The organism is Bdellovibrio bacteriovorus, from assembly GCF_041888015.1.
Lineage (GTDB): Bacteria > Bdellovibrionota > Bdellovibrionia > Bdellovibrionales > Bdellovibrionaceae > Bdellovibrio.
Window position 1 is genome coordinate 2,993,662 of the sequence record NZ_CP168968.1, and the last position, 25,056, is coordinate 3,018,717.

General features: G+C 48.8%; 24 protein-coding genes. 13 read left to right on the forward strand and 11 right to left on the reverse strand.

The window, feature by feature from the left end:
* The 3 genes from ACES2G_RS14325 to ACES2G_RS14335 are packed head-to-tail and all read left to right on the forward strand — an operon-like array spanning position 1 to position 2,215.
* Positions 1-606: a YceI family protein gene (locus ACES2G_RS14325; protein ID WP_374000579.1), complete on the forward strand. Its 606-nt coding sequence runs from the start codon at positions 1-3 to the stop codon at positions 604-606.
* 9 nt (positions 607-615) lie between these two features.
* Complete coding sequence (locus ACES2G_RS14330; protein ID WP_374000580.1) at positions 616-1,470, forward strand: DUF692 domain-containing protein; 855 nt, start codon at positions 616-618, stop codon at positions 1,468-1,470.
* Positions 1,439-2,215: a putative DNA-binding domain-containing protein gene (locus ACES2G_RS14335; RefSeq protein ID WP_374000581.1), complete on the forward strand. Its 777-nt coding sequence runs from the start codon at positions 1,439-1,441 to the stop codon at positions 2,213-2,215. Before ACES2G_RS14330 ends, ACES2G_RS14335 begins: the two co-directional genes overlap by 32 nt.
* A 13-nt stretch (positions 2,216-2,228) precedes the next feature.
* Here the strand turns inward: ACES2G_RS14335 and ACES2G_RS14340 are convergent, their stop codons facing one another.
* The 3 genes from ACES2G_RS14340 to ACES2G_RS14350 all read right to left on the reverse strand — a co-directional run bounded on the left by ACES2G_RS14340 (position 2,229) and on the right by ACES2G_RS14350 (position 5,352).
* Positions 2,229-3,683 (reverse strand): methyl-accepting chemotaxis protein, encoded by a 1,455-nt coding sequence (locus tag ACES2G_RS14340; RefSeq protein WP_374000582.1) that lies wholly within the window; start codon positions 3,681-3,683, stop codon positions 2,229-2,231.
* Between the two features lie 111 nt (positions 3,684-3,794).
* Positions 3,795-4,571, reverse strand: a complete 777-nt coding sequence (locus ACES2G_RS14345) for a murein L,D-transpeptidase catalytic domain family protein (RefSeq protein WP_374000583.1) — start codon at positions 4,569-4,571, stop codon at positions 3,795-3,797.
* A gap of 58 nt (positions 4,572-4,629) precedes the next feature.
* Entirely contained in the window at positions 4,630-5,352 is a 723-nt protein-coding gene (locus ACES2G_RS14350; protein ID WP_374000584.1) for a hypothetical protein, read from the reverse strand.
* Positions 5,353-5,579: 227 nt separating this feature from the next.
* Between ACES2G_RS14350 and ACES2G_RS14355 the strand changes: the two genes are divergently transcribed.
* Positions 5,580-5,909, forward strand: coding sequence for a winged helix-turn-helix domain-containing protein (locus ACES2G_RS14355; RefSeq protein ID WP_374000585.1), 330 nt, complete (start codon positions 5,580-5,582; stop codon positions 5,907-5,909).
* A 2-nt stretch (positions 5,910-5,911) separates the two neighbouring features.
* A complete protein-coding gene (locus ACES2G_RS14360) occupies positions 5,912-6,454 on the forward strand; it encodes a hypothetical protein (protein WP_374000586.1) in 543 nt (180 codons plus the stop codon).
* Between the two features lie 224 nt (positions 6,455-6,678).
* Here the strand turns inward: ACES2G_RS14360 and ACES2G_RS14365 are convergent, their stop codons facing one another.
* Positions 6,679-7,413, reverse strand: a complete 735-nt coding sequence (locus ACES2G_RS14365) for a helix-turn-helix transcriptional regulator (RefSeq protein WP_347357921.1) — start codon at positions 7,411-7,413, stop codon at positions 6,679-6,681.
* A gap of 103 nt (positions 7,414-7,516) precedes the next feature.
* Between ACES2G_RS14365 and ACES2G_RS14370 the strand changes: the two genes are divergently transcribed.
* The 3 genes from ACES2G_RS14370 to ACES2G_RS14380 are packed head-to-tail and all read left to right on the forward strand — an operon-like array spanning position 7,517 to position 11,236.
* Positions 7,517-7,657 carry a hypothetical protein gene (locus tag ACES2G_RS14370; protein WP_347357922.1) on the forward strand — a complete coding sequence of 47 codons (141 nt, stop codon included), beginning with the start codon at positions 7,517-7,519 and terminating at the stop codon, positions 7,655-7,657.
* A gap of 17 nt (positions 7,658-7,674) precedes the next feature.
* Complete coding sequence (locus tag ACES2G_RS14375; protein WP_347357923.1) at positions 7,675-9,432, forward strand: ABC transporter ATP-binding protein; 1,758 nt, start codon at positions 7,675-7,677, stop codon at positions 9,430-9,432.
* The gene (locus ACES2G_RS14380; protein ID WP_347357924.1) at positions 9,425-11,236 is read left to right on the forward strand and encodes an ABC transporter ATP-binding protein; all 1,812 of its coding nucleotides are present in this window, start codon (positions 9,425-9,427) and stop codon (positions 11,234-11,236) included. Before ACES2G_RS14375 ends, ACES2G_RS14380 begins: the two co-directional genes overlap by 8 nt.
* Here the strand turns inward: ACES2G_RS14380 and ACES2G_RS14385 are convergent.
* Together ACES2G_RS14385 and ACES2G_RS14390 are read right to left on the reverse strand one after the other, a co-directional pair.
* Positions 11,167-12,153, reverse strand: a complete 987-nt coding sequence (locus ACES2G_RS14385) for a hypothetical protein (RefSeq protein WP_347357925.1) — start codon at positions 12,151-12,153, stop codon at positions 11,167-11,169. The two genes, ACES2G_RS14380 and ACES2G_RS14385, sit on opposite strands and share 70 nt — an antisense overlap.
* 24 nt (positions 12,154-12,177) lie before the next feature.
* A complete protein-coding gene (locus ACES2G_RS14390; protein WP_347357926.1) occupies positions 12,178-12,969 on the reverse strand; it encodes a GYF domain-containing protein in 792 nt (263 codons plus the stop codon).
* A 223-nt stretch (positions 12,970-13,192) separates the two neighbouring features.
* Here ACES2G_RS14390 and ACES2G_RS14395 point away from each other — a divergent pair, with 223 nt between their 5' ends.
* Positions 13,193-14,110, forward strand: coding sequence for a chemotaxis protein CheX (locus ACES2G_RS14395; RefSeq protein WP_374000587.1), 918 nt, complete (start codon positions 13,193-13,195; stop codon positions 14,108-14,110).
* Here the strand turns inward: ACES2G_RS14395 and ACES2G_RS14400 are convergent.
* Genes ACES2G_RS14400 through ACES2G_RS14415 form a run of 4 tightly spaced genes read right to left on the reverse strand, consistent with a single transcriptional unit; the run spans position 14,107 to position 17,188 of the window.
* On the reverse strand, positions 14,107-14,511 hold the full coding sequence (locus ACES2G_RS14400; protein WP_347357928.1) for an acyl-CoA thioesterase: 405 nt from the start codon (positions 14,509-14,511) through the stop codon (positions 14,107-14,109). The two genes, ACES2G_RS14395 and ACES2G_RS14400, sit on opposite strands and share 4 nt — an antisense overlap.
* Before the next feature lie 12 nt (positions 14,512-14,523).
* A complete protein-coding gene (gene phnE, locus ACES2G_RS14405; RefSeq protein ID WP_374000588.1) occupies positions 14,524-15,537 on the reverse strand; it encodes a phosphonate ABC transporter, permease protein PhnE in 1,014 nt (337 codons plus the stop codon).
* On the reverse strand, positions 15,515-16,294 hold the full coding sequence (phnC, locus tag ACES2G_RS14410) for a phosphonate ABC transporter ATP-binding protein (protein ID WP_374000589.1): 780 nt from the start codon (positions 16,292-16,294) through the stop codon (positions 15,515-15,517). The genes phnE and phnC overlap by 23 nt, the downstream gene beginning before the upstream one ends.
* Positions 16,295-16,297: 3 nt before the next feature.
* Complete coding sequence (locus ACES2G_RS14415; protein ID WP_347357931.1) at positions 16,298-17,188, reverse strand: phosphate/phosphite/phosphonate ABC transporter substrate-binding protein; 891 nt, start codon at positions 17,186-17,188, stop codon at positions 16,298-16,300.
* Positions 17,189-17,293: 105 nt separating this feature from the next.
* On the opposite strand from ACES2G_RS14415, the gene ACES2G_RS14420 reads away from it, so the two are divergent.
* From ACES2G_RS14420 to ACES2G_RS14435, 4 genes are all read left to right on the forward strand, one after another.
* Complete coding sequence (locus ACES2G_RS14420; RefSeq protein WP_347357932.1) at positions 17,294-18,022, forward strand: HAD family hydrolase; 729 nt, start codon at positions 17,294-17,296, stop codon at positions 18,020-18,022.
* Entirely contained in the window at positions 18,022-18,678 is a 657-nt protein-coding gene (gene rsmI, locus ACES2G_RS14425) for a 16S rRNA (cytidine(1402)-2'-O)-methyltransferase (protein ID WP_347357933.1), read from the forward strand. The genes ACES2G_RS14420 and rsmI overlap by 1 nt, the downstream gene beginning before the upstream one ends.
* 4 nt (positions 18,679-18,682) lie before the next feature.
* The gene (gene hrpB / locus ACES2G_RS14430; protein WP_347357934.1) at positions 18,683-21,220 is read left to right on the forward strand and encodes an ATP-dependent helicase HrpB; all 2,538 of its coding nucleotides are present in this window, start codon (positions 18,683-18,685) and stop codon (positions 21,218-21,220) included.
* Between the two features lie 101 nt (positions 21,221-21,321).
* Positions 21,322-21,828 carry a hypothetical protein gene (locus ACES2G_RS14435; RefSeq protein ID WP_347357935.1) on the forward strand — a complete coding sequence of 169 codons (507 nt, stop codon included), beginning with the start codon at positions 21,322-21,324 and terminating at the stop codon, positions 21,826-21,828.
* Between the two features lie 29 nt (positions 21,829-21,857).
* Here ACES2G_RS14435 and ACES2G_RS14440 read toward each other — a convergent pair whose 3' ends face one another.
* On the reverse strand, positions 21,858-25,055 hold the full coding sequence (locus ACES2G_RS14440; protein ID WP_374000590.1) for an efflux RND transporter permease subunit: 3,198 nt from the start codon (positions 25,053-25,055) through the stop codon (positions 21,858-21,860).
* Between the last annotated feature and the right edge of the window lies 1 nt (position 25,056).

The window sequence follows — 25,056 nt, forward strand, 5'->3', positions numbered from 1 at the left end:
ATGCGCTCTCTACTTTTCTCTGTTATCGCGACTTCATTTGTGGCTAGCTCTGCCTTTGCCGCAAAATATGAAATCGACAAAGCCCACACGCATGTTTCATTCACAGCACCCCATCTGGTGGTGTCTAAAGTAAAAGGGCGCTTCCATCAGGTTGCCGGAGCTTTCGATTTTGAAGAAGGCACGATGAAGCTTCAGGATGTCAACGTCACCATCAAAACCGCATCCCTAAACACCGAAGAAGCCGATCGCGACAAACATCTGAAAAGCCCTGACTTCTTTGATGTGACAAAGTTCCCCGACATGACTTTCAAAAGCACCAAAGTGGAATACGAAAAAGGCAAACCAGAAAAAGTCGAAGGTGACCTGACCATTCGTGGGATCACCAAAAAAGTAATTCTGGAAGTGGACTACAAAGGAGCCGTCACGGACCCTTGGGGCAACCGCGTGGTGGCCTTTGATGCGGAAACCAAAGTCAACCGCAAGGACTTCGGCATGACCTGGAATAAGGCGATGGACAAAGGCGGTTTTGTCGTCGGCGATGATATCAAAATTGAAATTGAAGGTGAAGCAAAGTTGGCCTCTTCCGCAGTTCCTAAAAAGAAATAGGAGCCTGCCATGAACAACTCATCTTTTTCCCATAAAGTGGGGATGGGCTTACGCCCACCTCATTTTTCTTTCCTGGAGCAGCGGCCCACCACGGAGGTCGCGTGGTTTGAAGCGCAGACTGAGACATACATCCACACCCAGGGTCGTTCGCTGGAGATGCTGCAAGCCATACGTCAGGACTATCCCCTGGCTTTGCATGGGATTTCGATGAACATCGGCTCACCTGAAGGAATTCGCGTGGATTATCTGCAAGGCCTGCGTGATCTGATTGAGCGGGTGGAGCCCTTCATTGTGTCGGATCACATGTCCTGGAATTCCGTTTCAGGACAAAATCTGCATAACGTTCTGCCGCTCCCCTTCACCGAAGACAGTCTGGAAACGCTGGTCAACAATATTGATTTTGTTCAGAACTTCCTGCGCCGCCCTCTGGTGCTTGAAAATATCTCTACCTACATCAACTACACCCACAACAACATGAATGAGTGGGACTTTGTCACTGAAGTCAGTCGGCGTTCGGGGTGTGCGTTGCTACTGGATTTGAACAATGTCTATGTGAATTCTCACAACCAGGGTTTTGATCCAAAATATTTTATCAACCATATCCCCTTAGACCGAGTCGCGCAGATTCACCTGTCTGGCCCCAGCAACTATTCCGGATTGCTGTACGACACTCATTCTCAGGAAATTCCGGATCAAGTGTGGGATCTATTCAAACTGCTGGCACCGCAGATTCGCCATCTGCCCACTTTAATAGAAAGAAATGAAGACATCCCGAACTTCCGCGAGTTGGAAGTCGAAGTGATGAAAGCCGTTCGCATACTGGAGAACTCTTATGAAGCTGAGCGAAATACAGAGTCTGTTTAAAAGAAATCTGATGGTCCCGGAAGCCGACCCCCGAGAGCTGCACAATCTGACTCCGGTGGGAAAGCTGACACTGGAACAGGCCTTTCAGATTTATCACCGTGGTTATATCAACCGCCTGACACAAACATTGAAAGGCACCTTCGAAGCTGTCGCCTGGGTGCTGGGTGACGCCCTGTTCGCAGAACTGTGCCGACATTATATCGAAGCGCAACCCTCGGTATCGTACAATCTGACTGTGTACGGGGAAACATTCCCGGACTTCATCAAAGATTCCGCCACGACCAAAGGGATTCCTTTCCTGCATGATTTGGCGCGCTTTGAATGGGCTTACAAAGAAGTTCTGGAAGCCCCTACTCCAGAGCCTTTGCCAATAGAACAAGTCCGCGACCTGCTCAATCAGGATGACGTTCACATTGGAATGATTGAGGCCATGAGCATTTTCGGCAGTGAATATTCTGCGCAAGAAATCTGGAAACGACGCAAAGATCCCGCCTATATGTTCGAGGATATCAACTGGGCTGATCCGGAGTATCTTTTGATCTACAAGAAACAACAGCGCGTTCAGACTCATCGCCTTTCCAAAGCCGAGGCCATCATTCTTCAGGAGCTGCAGGAAGGAGCGTCTTTGGCAGAAGCCTTCAGTCACCACGCCAATGAACTCAGCCCGGAGAAAATCACCGGGCTCATTGAATTGATGATGCGAACTGGAATAATCGCCGACGTGATGCCGACAGAGTCCTACTGACGACTCCGAAAATCTAGGCTGATTTACCAATCACTTCGGTGGCCATGCTGGTCACCATCTGCTGCAACGTACTGGCCTGAGCGGACATTTCTTCGGACGTTGCTGCTGTTTCTTCTGCCGCGGCCGAGAAAGCCTGCGTTTGACGCTCCAACGAGCCCATGGCTTCATGAATAGAGCGTATGCCTTCGGATTGATGTGATGTCGTTTCGGAGATCTCCTGATTCAGGATATTCACCTTCTGCACGGAGCTGACAATACCATCCAGAACCTGATCACTTTTTTCTGCCAACTGCAAAGATACTTCCATCTGAGTCACATTATTAGTGATAACAGTCTTTACTTCCTTGGCTGCCTCTGCGGATTTCAACGCCAAAGAACGCACAGCTTCGGCAACGACTGCGAAACCTTTACCTTGTTCTCCGGCACGGGCAGCTTCTACTGCAGCATTCAGCGCCAGCAGATTCGTCTGAAAAGCGATGTCGTCAATAATGTTCATGGCCGAATTGATTTCTTCAGAGATCTTCGCCATCACATTGATGGATTCAATCAGACGTTTGACTTCCTGCGCTCCTTGCGAAGCACCTTGCTCAGAATTCTTTGCCAGCTCTGCGGCTTCGCGAGCCCGCCCCTGGTTGGCCTGAACAATGTCATTCAGACTTTTGATGGAATTCAAAGTTTCTTCAATACGAGCCGCCGACTCCACCGCCCCTTGTGCCACGTTTTGCCCGGCACTGGAAAGCATATTGGAAGCCTCCAGCACCTGTTGGCTGGCACCATGAGTTTCGTTAACTGTGCGAGCCAGGAAGCTCATCAATCTTCCGGCAAAAACAAAGAACAAACCAAACGCCAGCACGAAGGCTGCGGAAAAACCGATCAGCACTTTGTTGCGGAAGGAAGCAATGGCTGCTTCGACGTCATCCACGTAAATGCCGCTGCCCACAACCCATTGCCAAGGGGCGAAGTTGCGTACGAAGCTGATCTTCGGTTCTGGATTTGGCGAACCTGGTTTTGGCCATAGATAAGGCACAAACCCCTCCCCCTCGGAAGACTTGGCTTTTTCCGCAAAGGCCACAAAAAGATGAAAGCCATTGGGATCTTTGAATCCGCTGAGATCCTTACCATTAAGTTCTGGCTTGAACGGATGCATAAGCATCGTGGGATGAAGGTCATTGATCCAGAAATACTCATTGCCGCTGTAACGCAGTTTTGAAACCGCCAGCAAAGCCTGCTTTTGGGCCTCTTCCACGGAAAGAACTTTCTGTTCAGACAACTCGTGATAGTGAGCCAGGACCTTGGAGGCAATGTCCACCGTACTGCGAATAGCCACACGACGATTTTCATACATACTTTCGCGAACCAGAGGCAGAACATAGAACAGGACTATCGCCCAGAGTGGAATCAACGCCCCAATCAACAGGGCCAGGGTTTTGTAACGATAGCTGCGTGTTTTCCAGATACTATTCAACATAGGCTAATACTCCCGGTGTAGACCCACCAGGAGACTCTTCGGAAAACTTAGTAGTTACTGAATATATCTCTGCAGTTTGTGAGGAAGATTTTGGAAATGAGATGATCCGGATCAGTCCGTGCCGCCACCTTCGCCGGGATTTCGTCTAGTATTTACTCCCGGAGGGACGATCTCTTCCCCCATGAGGGCCTGCTCAGAAGGATAGCGTCGCGAGTAAGCAATCAGGTCCTTGTGATAGGAAAGCAGGATACTGCCATTCTGAAGAATATTGATCAGATACTGCACGTGTTCCAATCCCACAGCGAAACAACCTTCGCTCCACCCGAGTCGTCCATTGCGCTGAATAAAGTCATCACTGACATAAGAGGCCCCGTGCAGAACGATATTGCGAATGCGCGAGTTGTTGTTCGAACGATCTATACCGTCGAGATACAGGGACAGTCCGTTCTTGTTGCTAAGATAAGTTCCTTTGGCAAAATAAAATCCCAGGGAACTTTTCCAGGAGTCCGGAAGATTGGAAAAGCTGCGCGTTTGCAGAATTCCCGAACGAATGCCATGGGCCACATAGAAACGCTCCACCCGTCCGGCGCGCAAATTCAGCAGATAAAGACGCTTTTCCACGGAAGGCCGCGAGTAATCCACAAGCACCGCATAATCGGTGTTGGGAATACGGCCTTCATTGTAGTCAAACATTCGGAAGATCAGATCCAAGGGCTCACGAGGCACGTACTGTTCAAGCAGAACATCAAACAGCAGTCGGCCCCCGGCGACACGACGATTGAACATGGAATCGGCATAGCTGGACGAAGCAGACAGCAACGTAAATAACGCAAGAACAACCAGAACACCGGAGATAAGTTTTGAATGATTTTTTTCCGCGTAATTCATCCTTCCACTGTCGAGGCAGAAGCGAACATCGGCAAATTAAGAATCAGAAAGGGTCTGACTAGGGCCAAGGAATATAAGGAACATCCCGACAGACAATCGGCAAAGCTTCGGCCTGCAAAGGAGCCGCCGCCGCATCAATTTCAGCAGAGTCTTCCAGAAGAAGTATGTGTGATCTCAAAACTATGCGCGAAAGATACTCACTCGACACCTTGTTCAAAGCTTTTGATTTTGCCGCATGTACTGGTGTCAAAGCGGCCATACGACGAATTGATTCCAGAATGTGTTTCACCATGCAGTTGTAACGGGGGTTTTGATCCAGCTCTTTGATCTGTGTATCTGCAAAATGAGCCAACTGCATATAGGCTTTGGCTTTATAAAGCTCCAGCAGACGATCCTTGATACCTTCCACATCCGGACGACGATAGTTGTGCAAAGAATCTTTCCCATCCGGATTGCGCGCCAGGAACTTCGGAGTTTCAGACATGGAAACAAAGTCCTGACACAAAATCGGAATACCAGCCGCTTGATAGGGCGCCGCCCAGGCATCTGCAAAAGGCACCGCCACAATCAACTTGCGCTCCATCCAGATCAACTTGTCAGAAACAATTTTACTTTTGCCATTGGAAAGCTTGGCATAAAGAGGCTTGCGCACTTGATTCAGATCCATAGCCTCGCGAATATGCTCGGAAAGGCAAGGCCGCATATCACGCAAACCCGCCCACCCCAGCAGAGGCATCAAAGAAAGGCTAAGAAATGAAAGCAAAGCCAAAAGAATCCGCATAAGGGATTTATACCACACCCACGTTCCCCCAGCCCCCAAGGAACGCCCCCATGAAAAAAAGCCCCAACTGTCAAAACCCTAGACAGCCCTAGCCTATAGACCAAGAACACCTTCAGACGGCAGCCTTTCATATTAACCTAATTTAGGATAATTAGGACCTAATATAGGTTTTTCAAAGATATCCTAATTTAGGTTAATAAATACCTACTTTAGGATATAATAATTCCATGCTTACAGAACTATTTGGCAGCAAAACAACAGAAAAGTGCCTTCTTTATCTCACCGCCCAGGGAGAGGGTTACTCACTGGAGATTGCAAAAACATTCAAAATCAGCAACACCCAAGTTTTGCGCACCCTCAATAAACTGGAACAAGCCGATATTCTCACAGGAAAAGATCAAGGCCGAACACGTATCTACTCTATGAATAAAAGCTGGCACCTAAACAAGGAGCTGCAATCACTGCTCAATAAAGCACTCGCAAATATTCCTCTGGATCAGCAAGAAAAGTACTTCATGAAACGACAACGCCCACGCAAGAAAGGCAAGTCCCTGTAGCTATGATCTCCAAGAGCACATCGCGCAAACAATTTGCCGCTGCTGTAGTAAAGCAACTCGAGCAGCATGGAATTTCGTGTGTACTTGTCGGAGGGGCATGCGTTTCAATCTATACAGAAGAAAAACATCAATCCCGCGATCTGGACTTTATTTCCCCCTACTCACACGAAGCTATCGGAAAAGCTCTTGAAGAGATTGGATTTAAAAAAGAAGGGCGCTATTTTCTTCACCCTAGTTCTGAACTTTACGTCGAGTTCCCCAGCGGTCCGGTAGCTATCGGCAATCAAAGCCCAGTAAAAGCAGAAGGACAGCTGAAAGTTAAAAACACAGTCATCACAATGCTTTCACCCACACAATGTGTAATGGACAGACTGGCTGCTTGGTTTCACTGGAACGATCGCAGAAGCCTCATCCACGCCCTGTGGGTTTGCGAAAAACATCCCATCAACATTTCAAAACTAAAGCGATGGGCCGCCAATGAAAACGAACTCGATAAGTTCCAACAATTCCTAAGTGAATACAAAAAAATAAAAAAACCAACCTAAAGATGCGAGTCGTGCCAAAGGCACCGACAAGCCAGAAAGCGAGCTGCCAAAAGCGAGCTGCCAAAGGCAGCAAGCCCAAGCCCCTCCACAGGGAACCAAGGTCGGTCAAAACGGTCCATATCCAAGGCGGAGGGGGCCCGCTGAAGCGGAGGCGTGCTCCAAGCACGTCGGAGCGAAAGCGGGACCCCGACAACGCCGGAGATGGGTCGTTTTCACCGACCGACTTAATCTTTTTTCTTGATGGCTCCCATGTAGGAATATTGCCAAGGCCGGAACGCCAATAAAACCCCCGCATCCATCACAGACACACTGTGCTCGATTTCGTAACGGGACTCTTCCTGCATGTCCATCATCAGGCGCTCCAACTTCGCTTTGTATTTCGCAAGCGTAGGAGTACTGATTTTGATCAGAGTAAAACGAATATAGTCTTCCGGACGGAAATCATAATTCAGATAGTTGGATTTGGTTTGATCAAATAGAGCTTTCCCGACCGGCCCATCACGACGGAAACGCAAGAACCCCTGACGTTTCAGCTTAACCTTGTCTCGCGGATGCAGCTCGATCAGATTCAGACGATCCAACTGGAACAGATACTTTTTCGATTCCGAGCTGGGAATCTGATATTCCTTTTCAATCTTCTGCGGCGTTTTTCCTTCCTGCAACATCATGTAGTAGTGCAGCAGGCGCGCATTTTCAGCGAGGGCCTTTTCCTGCTCATCGCTAAGAATCATCGGCTGATTGGCCTCTTCCAAATTTGCGGACTTTACAATTTCAGAAAAACTCAGATCAGCAATACGACAGATTTCTTCCAGTCTTTCAAGGCTGAGACTCTTGCTGGAAAGGATTCTTTTAACGCTAGATTCACTCAGGTCCAGAGCCTTCGCCAGGTCTCTATACAGAATGTTCTTCGCTTTTAAGGATCGTTTTAAGGCATTCAAAAACTGGTCAACTTGCGACATCTCAACCTCCAAAACCAGGGTATCGTATATCAGTACCTCAAGCAAGGGTATTGAATATCGGCACCATTTTGCCGATCCTAGGAATAACAAAAGGAGGTCCGCGATGAACATTCTTAGGACTATTTTCGCCCGTTTGACAGAACAAAGACCGTTCTTTTACGGCTGGGAACAACGGGCTTATGAACGACGCCAGGAGCAAACCTTCGGCACCGCCCAAACTTCTTGCAGAGTCTGGAAGGATTAAATACAGTCCTTCCTTAAATGCAAACTGCAGCCGAAAACAATCTCCTCTATAAACGTCCTCTTTGGTATTACATCAAAAACAATCCTCGAGCTTTCAGCCTGGGGATGTTCTTTCTGCTGCTGACTAATGCTCTGGACGGGGTTTATCCCCTGATCATGAAGGCCGCCATTGATCAGATCGAAAGCCAGGCTCCGTTAAGCGCGATTGGCAAGACCTGCTTCATTTTTCTGGCGGTCATGAGCGGACTGGCGATCACTCGTTATGGATGGCGCACTAATTTCGGCCGTTTCCATACCTTTGCCGCCGAACACATCCGCCAAAAAATCTTCCGTCATATCACCTCACTGGGACCAAACTTCTTCCATAAAAATCCCGTTGGCGAGCTGATGAGCTTGATGACCAATGACGTTCAGTCCTTCCGGCAGGCGATCGGACCAGGCCTGCTGATTCTTGCTGATGGTATTATCATCATTTGCGTGAACTTGCCGATCATGATGACCCTGAATTGGGACTGGACTTGGAAAACTCTGATCTTCCTGCCGATCGTCCCGTTTCTAATCTGGAAAGTCATGCGCTTGATCCATGCCAACTATAAGATTCAACAGGATCGTTTCTCGGAGCTGACTGGCGTAGCCCAGGAAACTGTGGGTGGTATCCGCGTGATCAAAAGTTTCGCGCAAGAGAAAAACCGCACCGAGCTTTTCAACGGCGTTAGCGCCGCCTTTGAAAAAGCCTGCAACAAAGTGGCCCGGGTGGATTCCTACTTTATTCCCGTGATGGAGTTTGGCGTGACTTCGGGAAGTGTGATTTTGCTTTTCGTTGCCAAAGATGATCTGTATTCGGGTGCTGTGACCCTGGGGACCTTCTTCGCCTTCCATCGCTATATCCAGAAAATGGTGTGGCCGATGACGGCACTGGGCATGGGTTTTTCCAACTTCCAAAAAGGCTATGCCTCCTTTGACCGTATCAAAGGTGTTCTGCAAACTGAAACGGACATTCCTGATCAAGGCACTCTGGAAATCAGCAAGTTCGAATCCTTGGAGTTCAGAAATGTTTCCTTCAAACACCTGGACAGCTCGGTCTATGCTCTGAAAAATGTCTCCTTCTCTCTTCAAGCGGGTGAAAGTCTGGGAATCATGGGGCCTGTCGGCGCAGGTAAGACAACGCTGCTGCATTTGCTGACACGAATGTATCCGCTGAACGAAGGACAGATTCTGGTCAACGGCCATCCGATTGAATCCATTTCCCAGGAATCCCTGCGCCACACCTTCCTTCTGGTGCCGCAAGAGGCCTTCCTGTTCAGCGAAAGCGTGTCCGAGAACTTGAGCTTCGGTCTTGCGGAAAAAGCTCCAGATCTGGAAATTCAGCGCATGACGGAAATCGTGGACCTGACCAAAGAAATCGAATCCCTGCCTCACCAGTTTGACTCTCAACTGGGTGAGCGCGGCGTGAATCTTTCCGGTGGCCAGAAACAACGTCTGACCATTGCCCGTGGAATTATCATGAAAACACCAGTGCTGGTTCTGGATGATTCCCTGAGTGCCGTTGACACACGCACGGAACGAGCTATTGAGCAGGAACTGCGTAAAAACCACAGTGGCATGAGCTGTATTATCGTGGCTCACCGCCTGTCCTCTCTTAAGGGTGTTGATCGCCTGCTGATCCTGAAAGACGGTCAGGTTGAAGCCTGGGGAACTTTTGACCAGGTTCTGGCAGCAAGTCCGACATTCCAAAAAACCATTCAGATTCAAGGACAGGGGGACCATCATGAATGATAACTTCATGAACGAAGACCTGGTAAAAACCAAGGTCACATATCCGGTCCTTTTCAAAAGACTTTGGCCCTATGCCCGTCGCGAAAAAATGCTGTTGTTCACGGCGATCTTTGCCGTGGCTGGTGGCGCCACCGTGGCGCGCTTGATCCCGGCGTTGATCGGCTATGTCATCGACCACGGGGTGAAGGGCAAGAACTACGAAGTTTTTACCACTGTGGCTTATACCTATCTGGCCTTGGAAGTGATGCGCTCTCTGTTCTCGTTCGGGAATGCTTATCTGTTCCAGTTGTTCGGCAATCGCATGCTTTTCCATCTGCGTGAAGATCTGATGAATCACGTCCAACGCCTGCCTTTGCAGTTCTTCAACAAAACGCCCACCGGGCGCATTGTCACCCGCCTTACCAATGACGTTATGTCTTTGGGGGAACTGTTCACAGAAGGTGTGATCTCTGTCTTCACCAATGCCGTGATGATTGCTTCTGTCGTTATTGCGCTGTCTTTTATTTCCTGGAAATTGACCCTGGTATCCTTGTTCCTGGCACCGCTCTTTATCTGGGCGTCCTTTTATCTGTCCAATAAAATTCGCGATATCCTTCGTGAACAGAAAAAGAAACTGTCCTTGATCAATGCGTTTCTGGCTGAAAACCTGAACGGCATCAAAGTCGTACAACTCTACAACCGTATCACAAAAAATCGCACCAAGTTCGCCGACCTGTCCACAGACTATCGGGATACCAACATGCGTTCGATCAAAGCTTACGCCCTGATGCAGCCGATTATGAACTTATTCAATGCCGTGACGATCACGTCGGCCTTGTACTTCGGTGGCTTCCTCAGTGCGCAAAATTCAATTGCTATCGGCTCTTTGGTGGCTTTCCTGATGAACATTCAGGACTTCATCCCACCTCTGCGCGAAATCCTGGAGAAATACCAGCAGTTCCAAAATTCCCTGACCAGTGCCGAGCGCATCTTTACTTTGATGGATGAACCCAAAGAGTTCGAGATTGAACAACTGACCAGCCCGGGAGCCCTGCGTGGAGAGCTGGAAATTCGTGATCTGAACTTCCAGTACGAAAGCCATCTGCCCCTGGTGCTGAAAAATATCAATCTGACCATCAAAGCCGGAGAATCCATTGCCTTGGTCGGACGCACCGGCAGTGGTAAATCGACGTTTATTTCTTTGCTGCAAAGATTTTACGATGCCCCGGAAAAGACCATCTTTGTCGACGGCATTGCCCTGGAAAGAATCCAGCGCGAGGAAATCCGTCATCACGTCGGCGTGGTTCAGCAGGATAATTTTATTTTCCGGGGAACCGTTCGCGACAATATCGGACTGGGTGATCCTCGTATCAGCGAAGAACAAATCCAAATGGCCTGCGAAAAGACCGGCTATATGCAACTGCTTCTGCGCACAGGACGCGATCTTTCCAGTCCCGTGGCAGAACGCGGGTCCAACTTGTCCGTGGGCGAGCGTCAGCTGATCGCCTTTGGGCGCATTCTGGCCTTCAATCCGGATATTTTAATTCTGGATGAGGCCACAGCCAATATCGACTCTGAAAGCGAACATATCATTCAGGATGCCACCAAAGAAATCACTCGCGGTCGCACCAGTATTATCATTGCTCACCGTCTTTCAACGATTGAGCAATGCGATCGTATTGTGGTTTTGAATCAGGGCGAAATTGCCGAGGTGGGCTCGCACGAAGAACTCATGAAAGCCCAGGGCATGTATTATCAGTTCGCTTCTCTAGGTTTAAAGTCCACCTTAATCGCGGCATCTGCGGCAGGGACCGCAGATCCATAGAAGCGGATGGAGTTGGATGCCTCCAGATATTGCCAGCCATTTTCCGAGCTGCGTGGAACTGCCTGACCATTGATCGTGACAACAATGGACTCAACGACAGGCAGCTTGGAAAGTTTAAAGTCCGTCAGGATCTGGAAGATTCTTGCGCGAATATTGGATACCGACGACGCCAGATTCGTACTGCAAATGGACTCTTTCACACCACCTGAAACATCCGCCAAACCGATATAACTTAAGCCTGCTGAAGCAAAATCATTGAAGGTCTTGCACTGCGAAGTCAGACTGAGCACACCAATAAAGCTGAACATCCAGGATCTGCTGCCATCCACCCATGGGGTTTTTAGGCCATCCAGAAAATTCGTATAATAAGAAATGCCGGCAGAGGAATTGGATTTACTGAAGTCATCTTCGTCCGACAAAGCCACAACCACCAAAAGTGCATCATTACGGAAGAAGCCTTTACCTTCATTGGCCAGATAGCCAGAAGAAAGAGCTCTTTCCATAGACTCCAGACCGCGCTCCAGATTACTGCCGGCCTCGCCCACGATCATGCGGGCTTTGAGGTTATTGATTAAATCCGGCGTCTTGGACGTCACATATTTCGGTGAGCCGATAAACCGACCGCCGTCAGGGTTATCCCCCCCCATGCTGGTGGTCACCACGGCCATGTGATAATCCATTTTCAGGGAGTTCAGCTTCGTCACCAGTTCTGGAATCTGATCACTGAGTCGCTGCTGATGCTTCAACATGGAGGTGGAATTATCCACAATCCAAAGAATGTCCACTTTGTTGTTATAGGTCACGCTTTGGCCAAAGTTATCCTGAGAAGGTGGCAGATCGAAGGCCACATTTTGCTGACAAGCCATAAGCAAAGCTGAAGTCATGGCCAATAAGGAAAATCGAAAATCCATTTTCATGGTAAGTCCCCTCAGAGGCCGCTTTTATGCAGCCTTTGTCGTAAAGTTCTTAATAGATTCGCGCGCAGACTGACTCAACGTCGTGAATTTCACGCCGTACTTCACCGGATCTATAGAGCTGCTGCCGTCTTTCACATACTGCTTGCTGACGATCTGGCAAACAGCATTGAACGGAGGAACCCCATCCCCTGGCTGGAAATGCAAGAATAACGACTGTCCAGGTTGCAGGTTCGGTGTATCGATCAAAACACCGGCGCCCCCGGCACTGATCTCCAAAGCCTGACCACGGAAGACCGTTTTATTATTGTGAACAATCAACGAAGCCCCATAGGAAGCTCGCACGTGACGACGACGGAAGAAGATTTCCGCAACATCAGCCTCTTTGGAGTCTTTCATCACACGAATTTTATCCGGAGCAAAATCCTCGACCTCCGCCACTCGCTTCCACGCCGGAAGTTTTGAGTGCCAGATGTAGTCATATTCAAACAGCGCCTTTTCCTGCAGCATCTGGATCAGCTCCAGCTGACAGAATGGACCGTAGTTATTGCCTTCCTTCAGAATGAACCACTCTTTATCTTTCAAAAGATGTTTGTTCATTGAAAGTGCTGGGGTCGCGTAGGGGCGAGTTGCCGGCTTTTGCGCCAGCTTTGCTGAAAACTCAGGATGTTCGAGCAGCATAACCCACTCACCCATGGATTCATCATAGATGTAATCAGTCCATTGATTCTCTTGGGACTCAATCTTTTTCAGGACCGTCTCAAGATTGAACGGACCAATATGAGTGCCATTGTTAGAAAGATAATACTGTTTTCCCATGCTCTCGTTACTCCTTGAGAGGTCTATCGGCACAAACAGGACCTGACTTAACTGTAGGAAATTAGACAATTTGTTGGAAATTTGTTTGAAGTATTTTGTCGAAATTGTCGACAAATAATTAGGTTAAAGGGTTCCTCATGCTTTCCCGACAAGATTACTACTCAGTTAAGAATGTGACCCTTTAAACCGACAAGAGTTTATGGTTTTTATACAGAAGAAAGAAATGAAACAACGTAAAAACATCCTGATCGTGGATAACAACTGTGAACTCGAGCAACTGGTGAAAGAACCATTGCTGAAGCAACTTGAGAATTCAGGTGTTGCTCCGGTCGTCATTCGCGCCAAAGACGGTGCCGAGGCGGCCATCAAATCTGAAAACCAGAAATTCGATATGGTTTTGATTGATACCGAAGTTCCCCGCCTGATGGATGGTGGCTTCGTTTATGGCATTCATACTTATAAAAATACGCAGGATGCAGATCTGATCGTGATTTCGCAAAAAGACGCCTCTGATCTTCCTGAAAGCTTGCGGTCCTCACGCTTTTTCAAAAAACCTGTTTCACCAGCAGAGCTGATCAGTGCCATGATCACCGTGCTTAATGCCGAACACCATGGCACCGCCGCTCGCGAACCTGCGACGGCCGCAGCTGCTCATAAATATGCCGTGGACGTTCGAGTGATCAATGCCGTGATCAAAGCCACCACCCATGTATTGGGTCAGTTCGGTTGCCCGAATGTCAAAATGGAAAAAGCGGGCCCGAAATCACCCAATGATCCTTTCCTGGGCGAAGTGTCCTCTGTCGTCGAGATTCGCAGTCAGGCCTTTCAAGGACACTTGTGTATTTCCTTTGATAAAGGCAGCTTCCTGGAAGTGGTTTCCACCATGCTTATGGAAGAACAAACTGAGCTGACCCAGGACAATCAGGATGCCGTCGGCGAAATCAATAATATTATTTTCGGAAATGCCAAGGCGGAAATCAGTTCCTATGGTGTTCAAATGACCGTACCTAAAGTGATTCTAGGTGCCGGTCAGTCCATTCCCTGCTCTCAAGGGGCCGCTGGGATGATGATTCCCTTCGCCACCAGCAAAGGGAAATTCTATATTACCGTTGTTGCGCTTCCGATGGCGAAAGTCGCCTAATCCAACCCGACAGCCTTCTTCCATTCAGAAGTAGGCTCGATCAGTTTTCTTTCCTTCATATCAAACAGACCAAAAGTGAAGACAGCTTCACTGGCCACTGTGCCATCTTCTTTGATCATCTGCTGTTTCATCTGGCCGATCTTGCCTTTATAGCCCAAAACTTCCAGAGTGATGGTGATGGATTCACGCAGAAGAACCTCTCGCAGGAACTTCAGATTCACCTCAAGGATCACCGGCCCCTGCTTAGAACGCTGGATGTCCTTGAAGCCAAAGCCGCGGGCCGTGATAGCTTCCCAGCGGGCTTCTTCGTACAATGCCAGATACGTGGCATTGTTCATGTGACCCAACGAATCCACATGATGTTCCTTGATCACGATTTTATATGAACTCAACGCTGACATAGACAACTCCTGTTATTTCAAGGCTTCACGGATATAGGCCGAGGCCTGATCCAAAGCCCACACCACCACGGCGATAACCACAATGATGCAGCCCACTTCGCGCCACATCGCCTGGCCCTGGTACTGAACAAGCATGGTTCCGATACCACCACCGCCCACAAGACCGATGATCGTCGCCATTCTGACATTGATGTCCCAGCGATAGACCGTAAATGAAATATAAGGCAAAAGCACCTGAGGAACAATCGCATACCAAATCGTCTGCAGTTTATTGGCACCCGTGGATTCGATGGCCTCAATAGGGCCTTCTTCGACTGATTCCACCATCTCAGAATATTGTTTCGCCAAGGATGCCACCGAGTGAATCATCAACGCCAGCATTCCCGCAAAAGGACCAATCCCCACCCACACGGAAAAAATAATCGCCCAAATCAAAGCCTCAATCGAACGAGTCACGTTCAGAAAAGTTCGCAGGACGAAGTACACAGTTCTGGCGGCAGGGCCTTGCATGATATTCTTCGCACACACAAAACTAAGCACAAAGGCCACTGGAATAGCCAGACTGGTTGCCAAAAATGCCATAAAGATGGTTTCAACAATATTCAAAACCGCACGAGGCAAAACTTCCCAATTTGGATTCAACAGCCCCTTGAACAGACGAACGGCACCTGCAAATCCATGTTGATCAAAAAGTTCGATGAAAGAAAACTCTGTCTTCACCACTGCGACAACAAAAGCGGCCAATAGCGAAACCACCAACTGCCATTTCCAGAAAAGACGATACCACGGGCGATCTTCAGCTTCGGGATGGGTCGCTTGCCGGAATAACACCGCCCCCAAAGTGTTCGTCTGCAGTTTGGCCAGAGCAATACTGAAAGCACAGCCCAGCATAAAGAAAGCCAGAACCCAAATGCTGACGATCCCCAGTTGCAGCAATTGTTCTTCACTGGGCGCCAAGACCGCCACTGCCAGAACAGACAACAAAAAGCCAAAGACAACTCCGTCAAAGATCGTTCGGCGCAACATCCTGAGCCCCTTCTCCGTAAATCCGGCGGAACCATTCTTCGGTGATTTCATCAGGCCGACCGCGGAACACGATCTCTCCGTCCTTTAGGGCGACAACCCGGGTGGCATACTTGCGCACCAAGGAAAGAAAGTGCAGATTGGCAATGACTGTAATTCCCAACTCCTGATTGATCTTACGTAAATAGTCCATCACCACATGACAAGTAGCCGGGTCCAATGACGACACAGGCTCGTCCGCCAATAAAAGCGTCGGCTTCTGTGTCAGCGCACGCGCAATGGCGACTCGCTGTTTTTGTCCACCGGACAGCTGATCTGCGCGGATAGCAGCCTTCTCGGCAATTCCCACCAAACGCAAATTATCCATTGCCTGTTTCTTTTCTTCCGAGGAAAAAATTCCCCAGAAACTTTGCCATAAATTTTTCTCTGCCAGGCGGCCCATCATGACATTTTTTAAAACACTTTGTCGCGGGATCAGATTGAAATGCTGAAAGATCATGGCCATTTGTCGGCGGACTGCACGAACCTCCCGCACGTCCTGCATCTGGCTGACATCCCGACCTTGAAAGAAAATCTTCCCTGAAGTCGGTTCTTGCAGTCGATTCAGACATCGAAGCAAGGTGGACTTTCCAGACCCGCTCAGTCCGATGATCACCAGGAACTCCCCTTGCTGCACTTCAAGATCCACGTCTTTCAACGCCTGCACGCCGTTAGGATAAGTTTTGGAAAGTTTTTCGACCTGCAACAGAACTTCAGACACAAATCACTTCCCCTCTGGGGCTAATTGACGAAGCATTTCACGAACGCTGTCATAATCACTGTCAGTGGCCTTTTTCAAGTTGGTCGCCCCCAGCATCAGATCCAGTGCTTTCTGTCCTTCCGGAGTCGCCGCAAACTGCAACAGCGTATCGACGATCTTTTCTTTCATTTCCTCGGGCATGTCTTTACGAAAGGCAATGGGATCATTCGGAATAGGTTCTGACAGTTCGATGATCTTCACTTTTTGCTCCACATCCGGATACTGGGTTTTCACCAATCGACGTGCGTCCTCAATCTGTCCATTCTGAGGAGGACTGTAATAAGTCGCTCCTGCATCAACCTGCCCCTGATAGATCATCGTCACGACCGAATCATGTTTCATCGCGAAGACCGTGTCTTTGGGTTCCACCTTTAAATCCTTCAGCGTTTTTAAAGGCAACAAGTATCCTGATGTCGAAGCCGGATCAACAAATGCCACTTTCTTCCCATTCAGATCTTTCAAGGACTTGATCTTGCTGTCAGCCCGAGCCAAAAATTGCGACTGGTAAGTGGCAGACCCATAACGAATCACCGTCAAGCGCGCTTCGGCTCCATATTGTTTGTGAGCCAGGTAATATCCATAGGTATTAATGGCGGCCACATCGGCCCGATTGGTGCCAAAGGACTCGACCACAGCCACAAAATTCTGAGGAATCGTGATTTGAAATTTGTAAGGCGTGTTTTTTTCCAGATACTCCTTCAAGACTTTGGAATTGTCTGTCAGCACCTTGGCATCCACAGCCGGCACCAGATGAAACTTGATGGGGTTTTCCGCTGTACCCAGGACGTCTTTTTTAAGATGACATCCGCTCAAAATCGGCCCCAACAGGACTATAATTAAAAAGAAAATCCTCATGCCTTTTTGTCTCCCTCCACCATTATAGAAAAGCCTCTGTGACGGGCAAGAAAGTCTTTGATTTCACTGGACTTGTCCGAGCCGCGCACTGTACATTGGCCCCATATGCTAGAGCAGATTCTTGTCAATATTCAGGACCTCTCCCATCAGGGAAAAAACAGTCTTGTTGTCTTCGACCTCGACTCCACACTTTTTGATGTCAGCCCCCGTCTGGAAAAAATTCTTCTGGATTTCGCAGCTTCTCCGCTGAATCAAAAACGTTTCCCGGAACAAGTGGCACTTTTGAAGAATATTAAGACCTTGCGTTCAGACTGGGGCATCGTCGGCGCCCTGACTCGCGCGGGTCTGGATGGTCACCATCAGGACTTCCAGGATGCAGTTCGTGCCTACTGGCAGAAAAGTTTCTTTTCAAACCACTACCTGCAGTTCGATGAACCCTATGAAGGGGCTGTTGAATTTGTCAATGCCGTCAGCCAAGCGGGTGCGCAAGTGGCTTACCTGACTGGACGTGATGTGGAAAGAATGGGCGGAAGTTCCGGCGAAGTTTTGGAGCAATGGGGCTTCCCACTGAATGAACATGCCGAGCTTGTCCTCAAACCTCATCGCAGTATGGACGATGCCCAGTTCAAAACGGACTGGTTCATTGCGGCCGAGAAGAAAAATTATGAAACAATCTATTTCTTTGAAAATGAACCCGTGAATCTGGTTCATTTGGCGCAATACTGCCCCAAAGTGCAGATGATCTTCTTTGAAAGCACTCATGCTGGCAAAGCAGAGCCGCCCGAAGATCTGCCGCGAATCATGAACTTCCTACTGAACCAAAAGGACTCCTAATGCTGTATGTGGTTGCTACTCCGATTGGAGATGTCAGTGAAATTTCCCTGCGCGCCTTGGAAATTCTGAAAAACTGCGATGTTGTTATTTGCGAAAGCACCAAAGAGGCTTCCAAACTTTTGCGGGCCCACGGCATCTCGGGAAAAACTTACGAAGTACTGGACGAGCACTCAACCCCCGAAGACAAAGCGGCGCTGGTCCCCTTGTGTGCAGAAAAAAACGTGGCTTTGGTTTCGGACTGCGGAACTCCGGGCTTCTGTGATCCGGGAGCCGACCTGGTCCGCCTGTGCCGCCAAAAGAATGTTCCTGTAAAATCTGTCTTAGGTGCTTCTGCCCTGATGGGTTTACTTTCCTTAAGTGGCCAGCGTATCGACGAATTTGTTTTTCGTGGCTTTTTGCCTGCTGAAAACGAAGCTCGTGCGCGAGCTTTGAAAGATCTGACCAAAGAAAAGCGCGCGATCATTATCATGGACACGCCTTACCGCTTGAAAAAAACTCTGAACGACATGAAGGATCACTTTTCTCAACGTCGTTTTCTGCTGACGATGAATCTTTCTCAGGAAGAAGAAATTATTCTGGAAGGATCTATCGACAAACTGATTTCGGGTCTTCGCGCCGATAAAGCCGAGTTCATGCTTTTGATTTACCCGGTTTAAAAACATGCAGCAGGATCTTTCCCTTCCCATAGATATTTTTGTTCCTGAAATTCAGGACCTGATGAATCAGGGACAGAATCTTGTGATCACTGCCTCCCCCGGGGCCGGCAAAACGACCCGCCTGCCGCCGGCTTTACTTAAAGTAACCACCAAAAAGATTATTGTGCTTGAACCACGTCGTATGGCGGCGATCGCCGCTGCTCACCGTATCGCTGAGGAAAACGGCTGGCAAGTCGGCGAAGAGGTGGGCTATCAGGTCCGCTTTGCCAATAAAACTTCCGCAAAAACAAGACTGGTCTTTATGACCGAAGCCTTGTTGGCCCGTCAGATGATTGATGACCCCGAGCTTGCGGATGTCGAACTGGTGATTCTAGATGAGTTCCACGAACGATCCATGCATGTGGATCTGGCACTGGGGCTTTTGCGCGAACTTCAGGAACTGGGACGAGATATCAAAATCCTGGTGATGTCCGCCACGCTGGAGGCAGAAAAGATCTCCTCTTACCTGGGGGACTGCCCCATCGTCAGTGTTCCTGGAAAATTATTTGAACTGGATGTTCGCTACCAAAAAGGCTCACAGGTTCTGCAGACCTTTCCGCAATTTTTTGATTCTGTTGTTCAAACCGTCAAAGAAGCCCAGCTGAACACAAAACACGACATTCTGGTATTCCTTCCCGGCGTCGGTGAAATTGATCGTGCCAAAGAAGCCTTACAAACCTGGGCTGACAGCAAGAATATTGAACTGATTCCTTTGCATGGGTCTTTAAGCCTGGAAGATCAGCGCAAAGCTTTGAAGAAAGCCTCGTCCCAGCGAGTGATTCTTTCCACCAATATCGCCGAATCCTCAGTGACTTTGGATGGGGTGAACACGGTGATTGATTCCGGCCTTGCCAAAAATATGAAGCAGGATCATCGCACCGGTTTTTCCCGTCTGGAATTGGGCCGCATCAGTCTTTCCAGCGCCATTCAGCGCGCCGGGCGAGCCGCCCGTCAGTTCCCGGGTATTTGCTATCGCATGTGGAACAAGATGGATGAGCTGTCTTTCGGCAAATCGGAAGTGGCTGAAATCCAGCGCGTGGATCTGACAGAAAGTTTGTTGTTCCTGAGCGCTCAGGGTGTCACAGACTTTGACTCTTTCAGTTGGTATGAAAGGCCTCAGAAGGTCGCCATTGAAAATGCGCTTCGCTATTTGCGAATCTCCGGCGCCTTGGATGAAAGCAATAAGATCACAGCTCTGGGTCGAAAGATTTTGCACTTCCCTCTGCCAGTTCGCCTGGCCAAGCTGATGCTGGTGGGCATGGACCTCGGCGCCAGCGAACTGGCCTCGGAAATGGCCGCTCTTCTGCAAGAACGGGATATTTTGCGTAAGGAAGCTGTGAACTCTTACCTGGGGGACAATCTGGAATGTGATCTCAGTGCGCGACTGGAAGCTCTGCACCAGTTCCGCCAGAATAAGAAAGCTCCCAACGGGGCTCATTTTTATTCTTTGCAAACTGTGGATCAGTCCGCCCGGCAGATCAAGGAACTAGCGCGTCGTCTGCAAACGACTCAGGAGATAGTTCCCTCATTGAAAAAAGACCAGCAATTGGCTTTAACCAAGAAAATCATCTTCACCGCCTACGCGGATCGCCTGTGTCGCCGCCGGGGAAAAACTGAGCGCGCCCTGATGGTCGGCGGGCGTGGGGTCAAACTGCAGAACGAAACGCTGGTGAAGAATTCCGAATTCTTCGTCGCACTTAATGGCGTCGAAGGAAGTTCTGACGCAGAAACCATGGTCAGTCTGGCCTGCGGAGCAGAGAAAGACTTTGTTCTGGATCTTTTCAAAAACAGCCTTCAGAAAACCAAGGATGTTTCTTTCATCGAGGAAAAAGGTCAGTTCTTCTCTCGGGAATACCGTTCTTTGTATGGCTTACCACTGGAAGAACCCAGTCTGACTCCGGCCTCCAATACTGAGATCACAGAAAAGCTGCCGCAGATTCTGGCAGACAAGTTTGATCTGGTTCTAAAGACCAATGAATCTCTGGCTCACTGGTGGGAGCGACTTGAATTCCTGCACCGCCATGAACCGCTGGCTGTCGATTTTGACAAACTCAAAGTCGAAGCCCTGGCTCAAGCCTGTATGGGTGAAAGCAAAATGCAGATCGTAATGGAAAAGGATCTGTGTTTCTTCTTTGACAGTGTTTTACCTTCAGAGATCGCACAAACCCTGCGTAAGGAAGTCCCTGACCGCATTGAAGTTCCCAGTGGAAGTAAAATCCGCGTGATCTATCCCCCTGACAAACCTCCTTATCTGGAGGTTCGTATTCAGGAGGTCTTTGGCCTGATGGAAACGCCAAAGGTGATGCACAAAAGCATTCCTGTGACTCTGCATCTGCTGGGGCCGAATTTCCGTCCTGTGCAAGTGACCTCCAGCCTGGAAAGCTTCTGGAAGAATGGTTATCCGGAAGTGCGCAAAGAATTACGAATCAAATACCCAAAACATCAATGGCCGGAAGATCCTGCGGACGGAGTTCCTGAAGCTAAAGGTCGACGACGCCAGTAAATCTCATTCCGAGACTTCAAATCGAAACTTGAAAAACTCTTGAGTCAAGTTCCCTCCCCTAAATCCGAAGAATTCTCCGGCGCCATCGCGCTGGAGGAACTATGAAAATGAAGTACGTATTGTTGACGCTGTCTCTGTCGTTGTTGGCCGCTTGTAGCCAGGAATCCAAAGTCCGTTCTGCGGCGAAAGAGGAAATCGAAAAAAGCTACTACGACCAGATGGCCAAAACCTACAAAGGCAGCGAGAAAAGCAAAGTTTGGACTGAATATATCAATTTGGTAAATTCCAAATTCAAAGTTGAAATTGTCGATGTGAAGGTCGACGGCAACAAGGCCGAAGGTATCGCCAAAGTGACAACGGCCGAAGATAAAACAGCGGGCGGCCTGGCTGTGCTGCTGATGTTTGCCTCTGAGGGCATGGATAAAAAAGGTCAAACTTTAGCACAAGGCTGGGAAGAACTGCGTGCTCAAGACAAGCGAACTCCGGCCATGTCTGACTTCCCAACAGAAACCAAGGAAGTTCCCTTTACCGCAGTGAAGGACGAGACCTGGAAAGTGACACCAAAAAAACCTTTGGCTAAAAATGCCAAGAACCCAAAAAGCAAATAGTGAAGAACAAATCAAAATACAAGCGAGCATCATGCTCGCTTGGTTAAGTCATTCACTTCATCATGAATGACTTGCGCACGCGTTTTTCCAACAAGCCAGTAATAAAGAACCGGAACCGCAAAGCGACTTAATACCGTCGCGGCCACCTCCCCAAAGATCAAGCTCACCGCCAGTCCCTGGAAAATAGGATCAGCCAGCATCACAGAACTTCCCACCACCACTGCGGCAGCGGTTAAAAGCATCGGTCTAAATCTCAAAACCCCAGCGCTCACCACGGCCTCTTTAAGGTTCATGCCCTGCCTTAGTTGATGCTCAATAAAGTCCACTAGGATAATTGAATTTCGCACGATAATTCCAGCTCCCGCGATGAATCCAATCATCGACGTCGCCGTAAAATAAGACCCCATCATCGCATGACCAGGTAAAATACCAATCAAACTCAAAGGAATCGGCGTCATAATCACCAACGGAACGGCGAAGCTTCTAAACCAACCTAACACCAGGATATAAATCAGCACCATCACGACAGCAAAAGCACCACCAAGATCCCGGAACACCTCATAGGTAATGAACCATTCTCCGTCCCACTTCACAACCGGGGCATTGGTGTTCCAAGGAACATCGGCCGTCTGCAAAGGGTATTTGATCTGTGGAGCCAACTTCATGATCCCATAGACCGGCGCCTCTTCACCTCCGGACAACTCACTCATGACATAAGAAACAGGTTTTAAATTCTTTCTATGCAAAACCTGATTGGGAAGCTCCTGAATATTTTTTAGAACCCTTTCCGCCTCCACTGAACCTGATTCAAAAGATGGAACCGTCAAGCCTTCAAATGGATGCTCCCCCGACCTCGCCTTTTGCTCAAAAGACAGATCCACATTCACATCTTCAGGAGAATTCACGTCCTGCAGGCTTGTCACTGGAGTCTCTGAGAAAACCAAGCGCCCCAAAGCCATCAGTTCTGATGACTTTGTCCCTAAAATTCCCCCTTGAACTTGATCGTACTCATAGACTTTTCTAGGACGTCCCGGGCGAAGGGTCGTATCCAGGTCCACCACACTGGGTTCGTCTGCAAATACCTGCTCAATTTCCTTAGTCACCTGCTCCCGAGACTTTTCATCCGGTCCGTAAACTTCAGCCATCATCGTGGCCAGAACTGGAGGACCCGGTGGAATCTCCAAAACTTTTGTGATCGCCTTCTTTTCTTTTGCGAAGTCCCGAATCACGGGTCGAAGACTTTCAATGATCTCGTGACTGGAGACTTTGCGCTGACCTTTTTCAGTCAAGACGATCTGCAAATCATTTTGATAGTCAGCACTACGTAAGAAGGTGTGCTTCACCATGCCTGAAAAAGAGTAGGGAGCGGATTCCCCGGCAAAAACCTGAACCGCCTCAACCTCCTTATGTTGAAGAATTCGTTGTGCCAACTCCGTCGACCACGCCTTCCCTTGCAAAAGAGACGTGGTCACTGGGTAATCAATCAAAACCTGAAACTCCTGTTTGTTATCAAACGGAAGCATCTTCACTTTTACGGACTTAAAGTAAACTAAGCTAGAAGCTGCGACCAAAAGAACCACCGTGAAGGCTCCAAAAGCCAAGGCGGTCTTTTTCGTGTTCAGCAACGCCTCCATCACTTTTTGATAAAGAAGATCCAACTTACTGACCTTGGTGGCCTCGGATTGTTCCCCCTCATGGTGATGATTCTTGAGCAACTTTACTGCGGCCCAGGGAGTTACAATAAATGCCACGAAAAGAGAAAGAATCATGGCAAAACTCGCCCCCACAGGGATCGGCTTCATGTAAGGCCCCATCAAACCACGCACAAAGGCCATCGGTAAAATTGCTGCAATCACCGTAAAGGTTGCAAGGATCGTTGGATTACCGACCTCAGAAACTGCCTTGATCGTGGCTTTTACTAAACCGTCTTTGTGATTCTCTTTCAGGTGCCTTTCAATGTTTTCGACAACCACAATGGCGTCATCCACCAAAATACCGATAGAGAAAATCAAGGCAAACAGAGTCACGCGGTTTAGCGTATAGCCCATCAGATAATAAATAGCCAAGGTCAAAGCCAAAGTCACAGGGATGGCAATCGCCACTACCAATGAAGCCCTGATTCCCATAAATAGGGCGATCAAAGCCGACACAGACAGTGTCGCCAACAACAAGTGCTCAATCAACTCATTGGACTTGTCTTCTGCAGTCGAGCCGTAATCACGGACCACGCTCATCTTAATATCAGTCCCCATTTCTTCGGGATGTTCTTTTAAAAATGTCTCCGCTCTTTGCAGAAGCTCTTTAGACAAGGTCACCACGTTGGTGCCTTTGCGTTTAGCAAATACGATGGAAACAGCTTTTTCAGGATCTTTGTTTTTTTCTATAAGAACAGAACTTCGCACTAACTCTTCAGGTCCGTCCACCACCTTAGCCACATCTTTAACTAAAACAACCCGCCCCGCTCTTTGCCCGATAGCAAGGTTTGATATCTCCGTCGCAGTACGAAGACGTCCCCCTACTTCGACATCAAAAACTTCTTTTTCTCCCCAATTTTTACCTGCAGGAGCCAAAGCATCATTGGCTTTCAGGGATTGCACCAAAGCAAACAACGAAACCCCTTGGGCTTGAAGCTTACGAGGGTCGGCAATCACCCGCACCGCCCTCTTTTGTCCTCCTAAAAGTTCCACGCGAGCCAGATCCGGAGTGCTGGATAGTTCTCGGGCCAGCGGAGCCACAGCAGTTCTGAGTTGATACTCACTCAACTTACTGGAGGTGAATGTCAAAACCATGAATGGAACATCGTCTATAGAAAATGACTTCACCTGAGAGCTTAAGGCATTCTCAGGAAGTGAGGACTTGATGGTCATCAGTTTGTGATGAATTTTCACCAAACTCGGCTCCATCGGTTCGCCCACTTTAAAACGGACTGTCACCAAGCTGCCGTGGGCCTGACTGCTCGAGTAAACATACTCGACGCCGTCCAGGCCCCATACCGCCCGCTCAATAGGTTCCGTCACCTTGCGTTCCACTTCCTTTGCCGTATATCCCGGAACGGGAGTCATAATATCAATCATTGGAACTGAGATTTGGGGCTCTTCTTCTTTCGGCGTCAAATAGACGGCCATCAAGCCCAGCAAGATACTCGCAATCGCAATGACGGGAGTTAGCTTTGAATGAACGAAGGTCTGTCCCAGTTTTCCTGCAAAACCAAGTTTATCTTTCTTCATA

What these genes read in the sequence shown, in the direction of transcription:
- ACES2G_RS14375 (WP_347357923.1), top strand. Translation starts at nt 7,675, where the DNA reads ATGCAAACTGCAGCCGAAAACAATCTCCTCTATAAACGTCCTCTTTGG.
- phnE (WP_374000588.1), bottom strand. Translation starts at nt 15,537, where the DNA reads ATGTTGCGCCGAACGATCTTTGACGGAGTTGTCTTTGGCTTTTTGTTG.
- ACES2G_RS14400 (WP_347357928.1), bottom strand. Translation starts at nt 14,511, where the DNA reads ATGTCAGCGTTGAGTTCATATAAAATCGTGATCAAGGAACATCATGTG.
- ACES2G_RS14370 (WP_347357922.1), top strand. Translation starts at nt 7,517, where the DNA reads ATGAACATTCTTAGGACTATTTTCGCCCGTTTGACAGAACAAAGACCG.
- ACES2G_RS14390 (WP_347357926.1), bottom strand. Translation starts at nt 12,969, where the DNA reads ATGGGAAAACAGTATTATCTTTCTAACAATGGCACTCATATTGGTCCG.
- ACES2G_RS14385 (WP_347357925.1), bottom strand. Translation starts at nt 12,153, where the DNA reads ATGAAAATGGATTTTCGATTTTCCTTATTGGCCATGACTTCAGCTTTG.
- ACES2G_RS14415 (WP_347357931.1), bottom strand. Translation starts at nt 17,188, where the DNA reads ATGAGGATTTTCTTTTTAATTATAGTCCTGTTGGGGCCGATTTTGAGC.
- ACES2G_RS14325 (WP_374000579.1), top strand. Translation starts at nt 1, where the DNA reads ATGCGCTCTCTACTTTTCTCTGTTATCGCGACTTCATTTGTGGCTAGC.
- ACES2G_RS14435 (WP_347357935.1), top strand. Translation starts at nt 21,322, where the DNA reads ATGAAAATGAAGTACGTATTGTTGACGCTGTCTCTGTCGTTGTTGGCC.
- ACES2G_RS14330 (WP_374000580.1), top strand. Translation starts at nt 616, where the DNA reads ATGAACAACTCATCTTTTTCCCATAAAGTGGGGATGGGCTTACGCCCA.
- ACES2G_RS14350 (WP_374000584.1), bottom strand. Translation starts at nt 5,352, where the DNA reads ATGCGGATTCTTTTGGCTTTGCTTTCATTTCTTAGCCTTTCTTTGATG.
- ACES2G_RS14365 (WP_347357921.1), bottom strand. Translation starts at nt 7,413, where the DNA reads ATGTCGCAAGTTGACCAGTTTTTGAATGCCTTAAAACGATCCTTAAAA.
- hrpB (WP_347357934.1), top strand. Translation starts at nt 18,683, where the DNA reads ATGCAGCAGGATCTTTCCCTTCCCATAGATATTTTTGTTCCTGAAATT.
- ACES2G_RS14380 (WP_347357924.1), top strand. Translation starts at nt 9,425, where the DNA reads ATGAATGATAACTTCATGAACGAAGACCTGGTAAAAACCAAGGTCACA.
- ACES2G_RS14355 (WP_374000585.1), top strand. Translation starts at nt 5,580, where the DNA reads ATGCTTACAGAACTATTTGGCAGCAAAACAACAGAAAAGTGCCTTCTT.
- ACES2G_RS14340 (WP_374000582.1), bottom strand. Translation starts at nt 3,683, where the DNA reads ATGTTGAATAGTATCTGGAAAACACGCAGCTATCGTTACAAAACCCTG.
- ACES2G_RS14440 (WP_374000590.1), bottom strand. Translation starts at nt 25,055, where the DNA reads ATGAAGAAAGATAAACTTGGTTTTGCAGGAAAACTGGGACAGACCTTC.
- ACES2G_RS14360 (WP_374000586.1), top strand. Translation starts at nt 5,912, where the DNA reads ATGATCTCCAAGAGCACATCGCGCAAACAATTTGCCGCTGCTGTAGTA.
- rsmI (WP_347357933.1), top strand. Translation starts at nt 18,022, where the DNA reads ATGCTGTATGTGGTTGCTACTCCGATTGGAGATGTCAGTGAAATTTCC.
- ACES2G_RS14420 (WP_347357932.1), top strand. Translation starts at nt 17,294, where the DNA reads ATGCTAGAGCAGATTCTTGTCAATATTCAGGACCTCTCCCATCAGGGA.
- ACES2G_RS14395 (WP_374000587.1), top strand. Translation starts at nt 13,193, where the DNA reads ATGAAACAACGTAAAAACATCCTGATCGTGGATAACAACTGTGAACTC.
- ACES2G_RS14345 (WP_374000583.1), bottom strand. Translation starts at nt 4,571, where the DNA reads ATGAATTACGCGGAAAAAAATCATTCAAAACTTATCTCCGGTGTTCTG.
- ACES2G_RS14335 (WP_374000581.1), top strand. Translation starts at nt 1,439, where the DNA reads ATGAAGCTGAGCGAAATACAGAGTCTGTTTAAAAGAAATCTGATGGTC.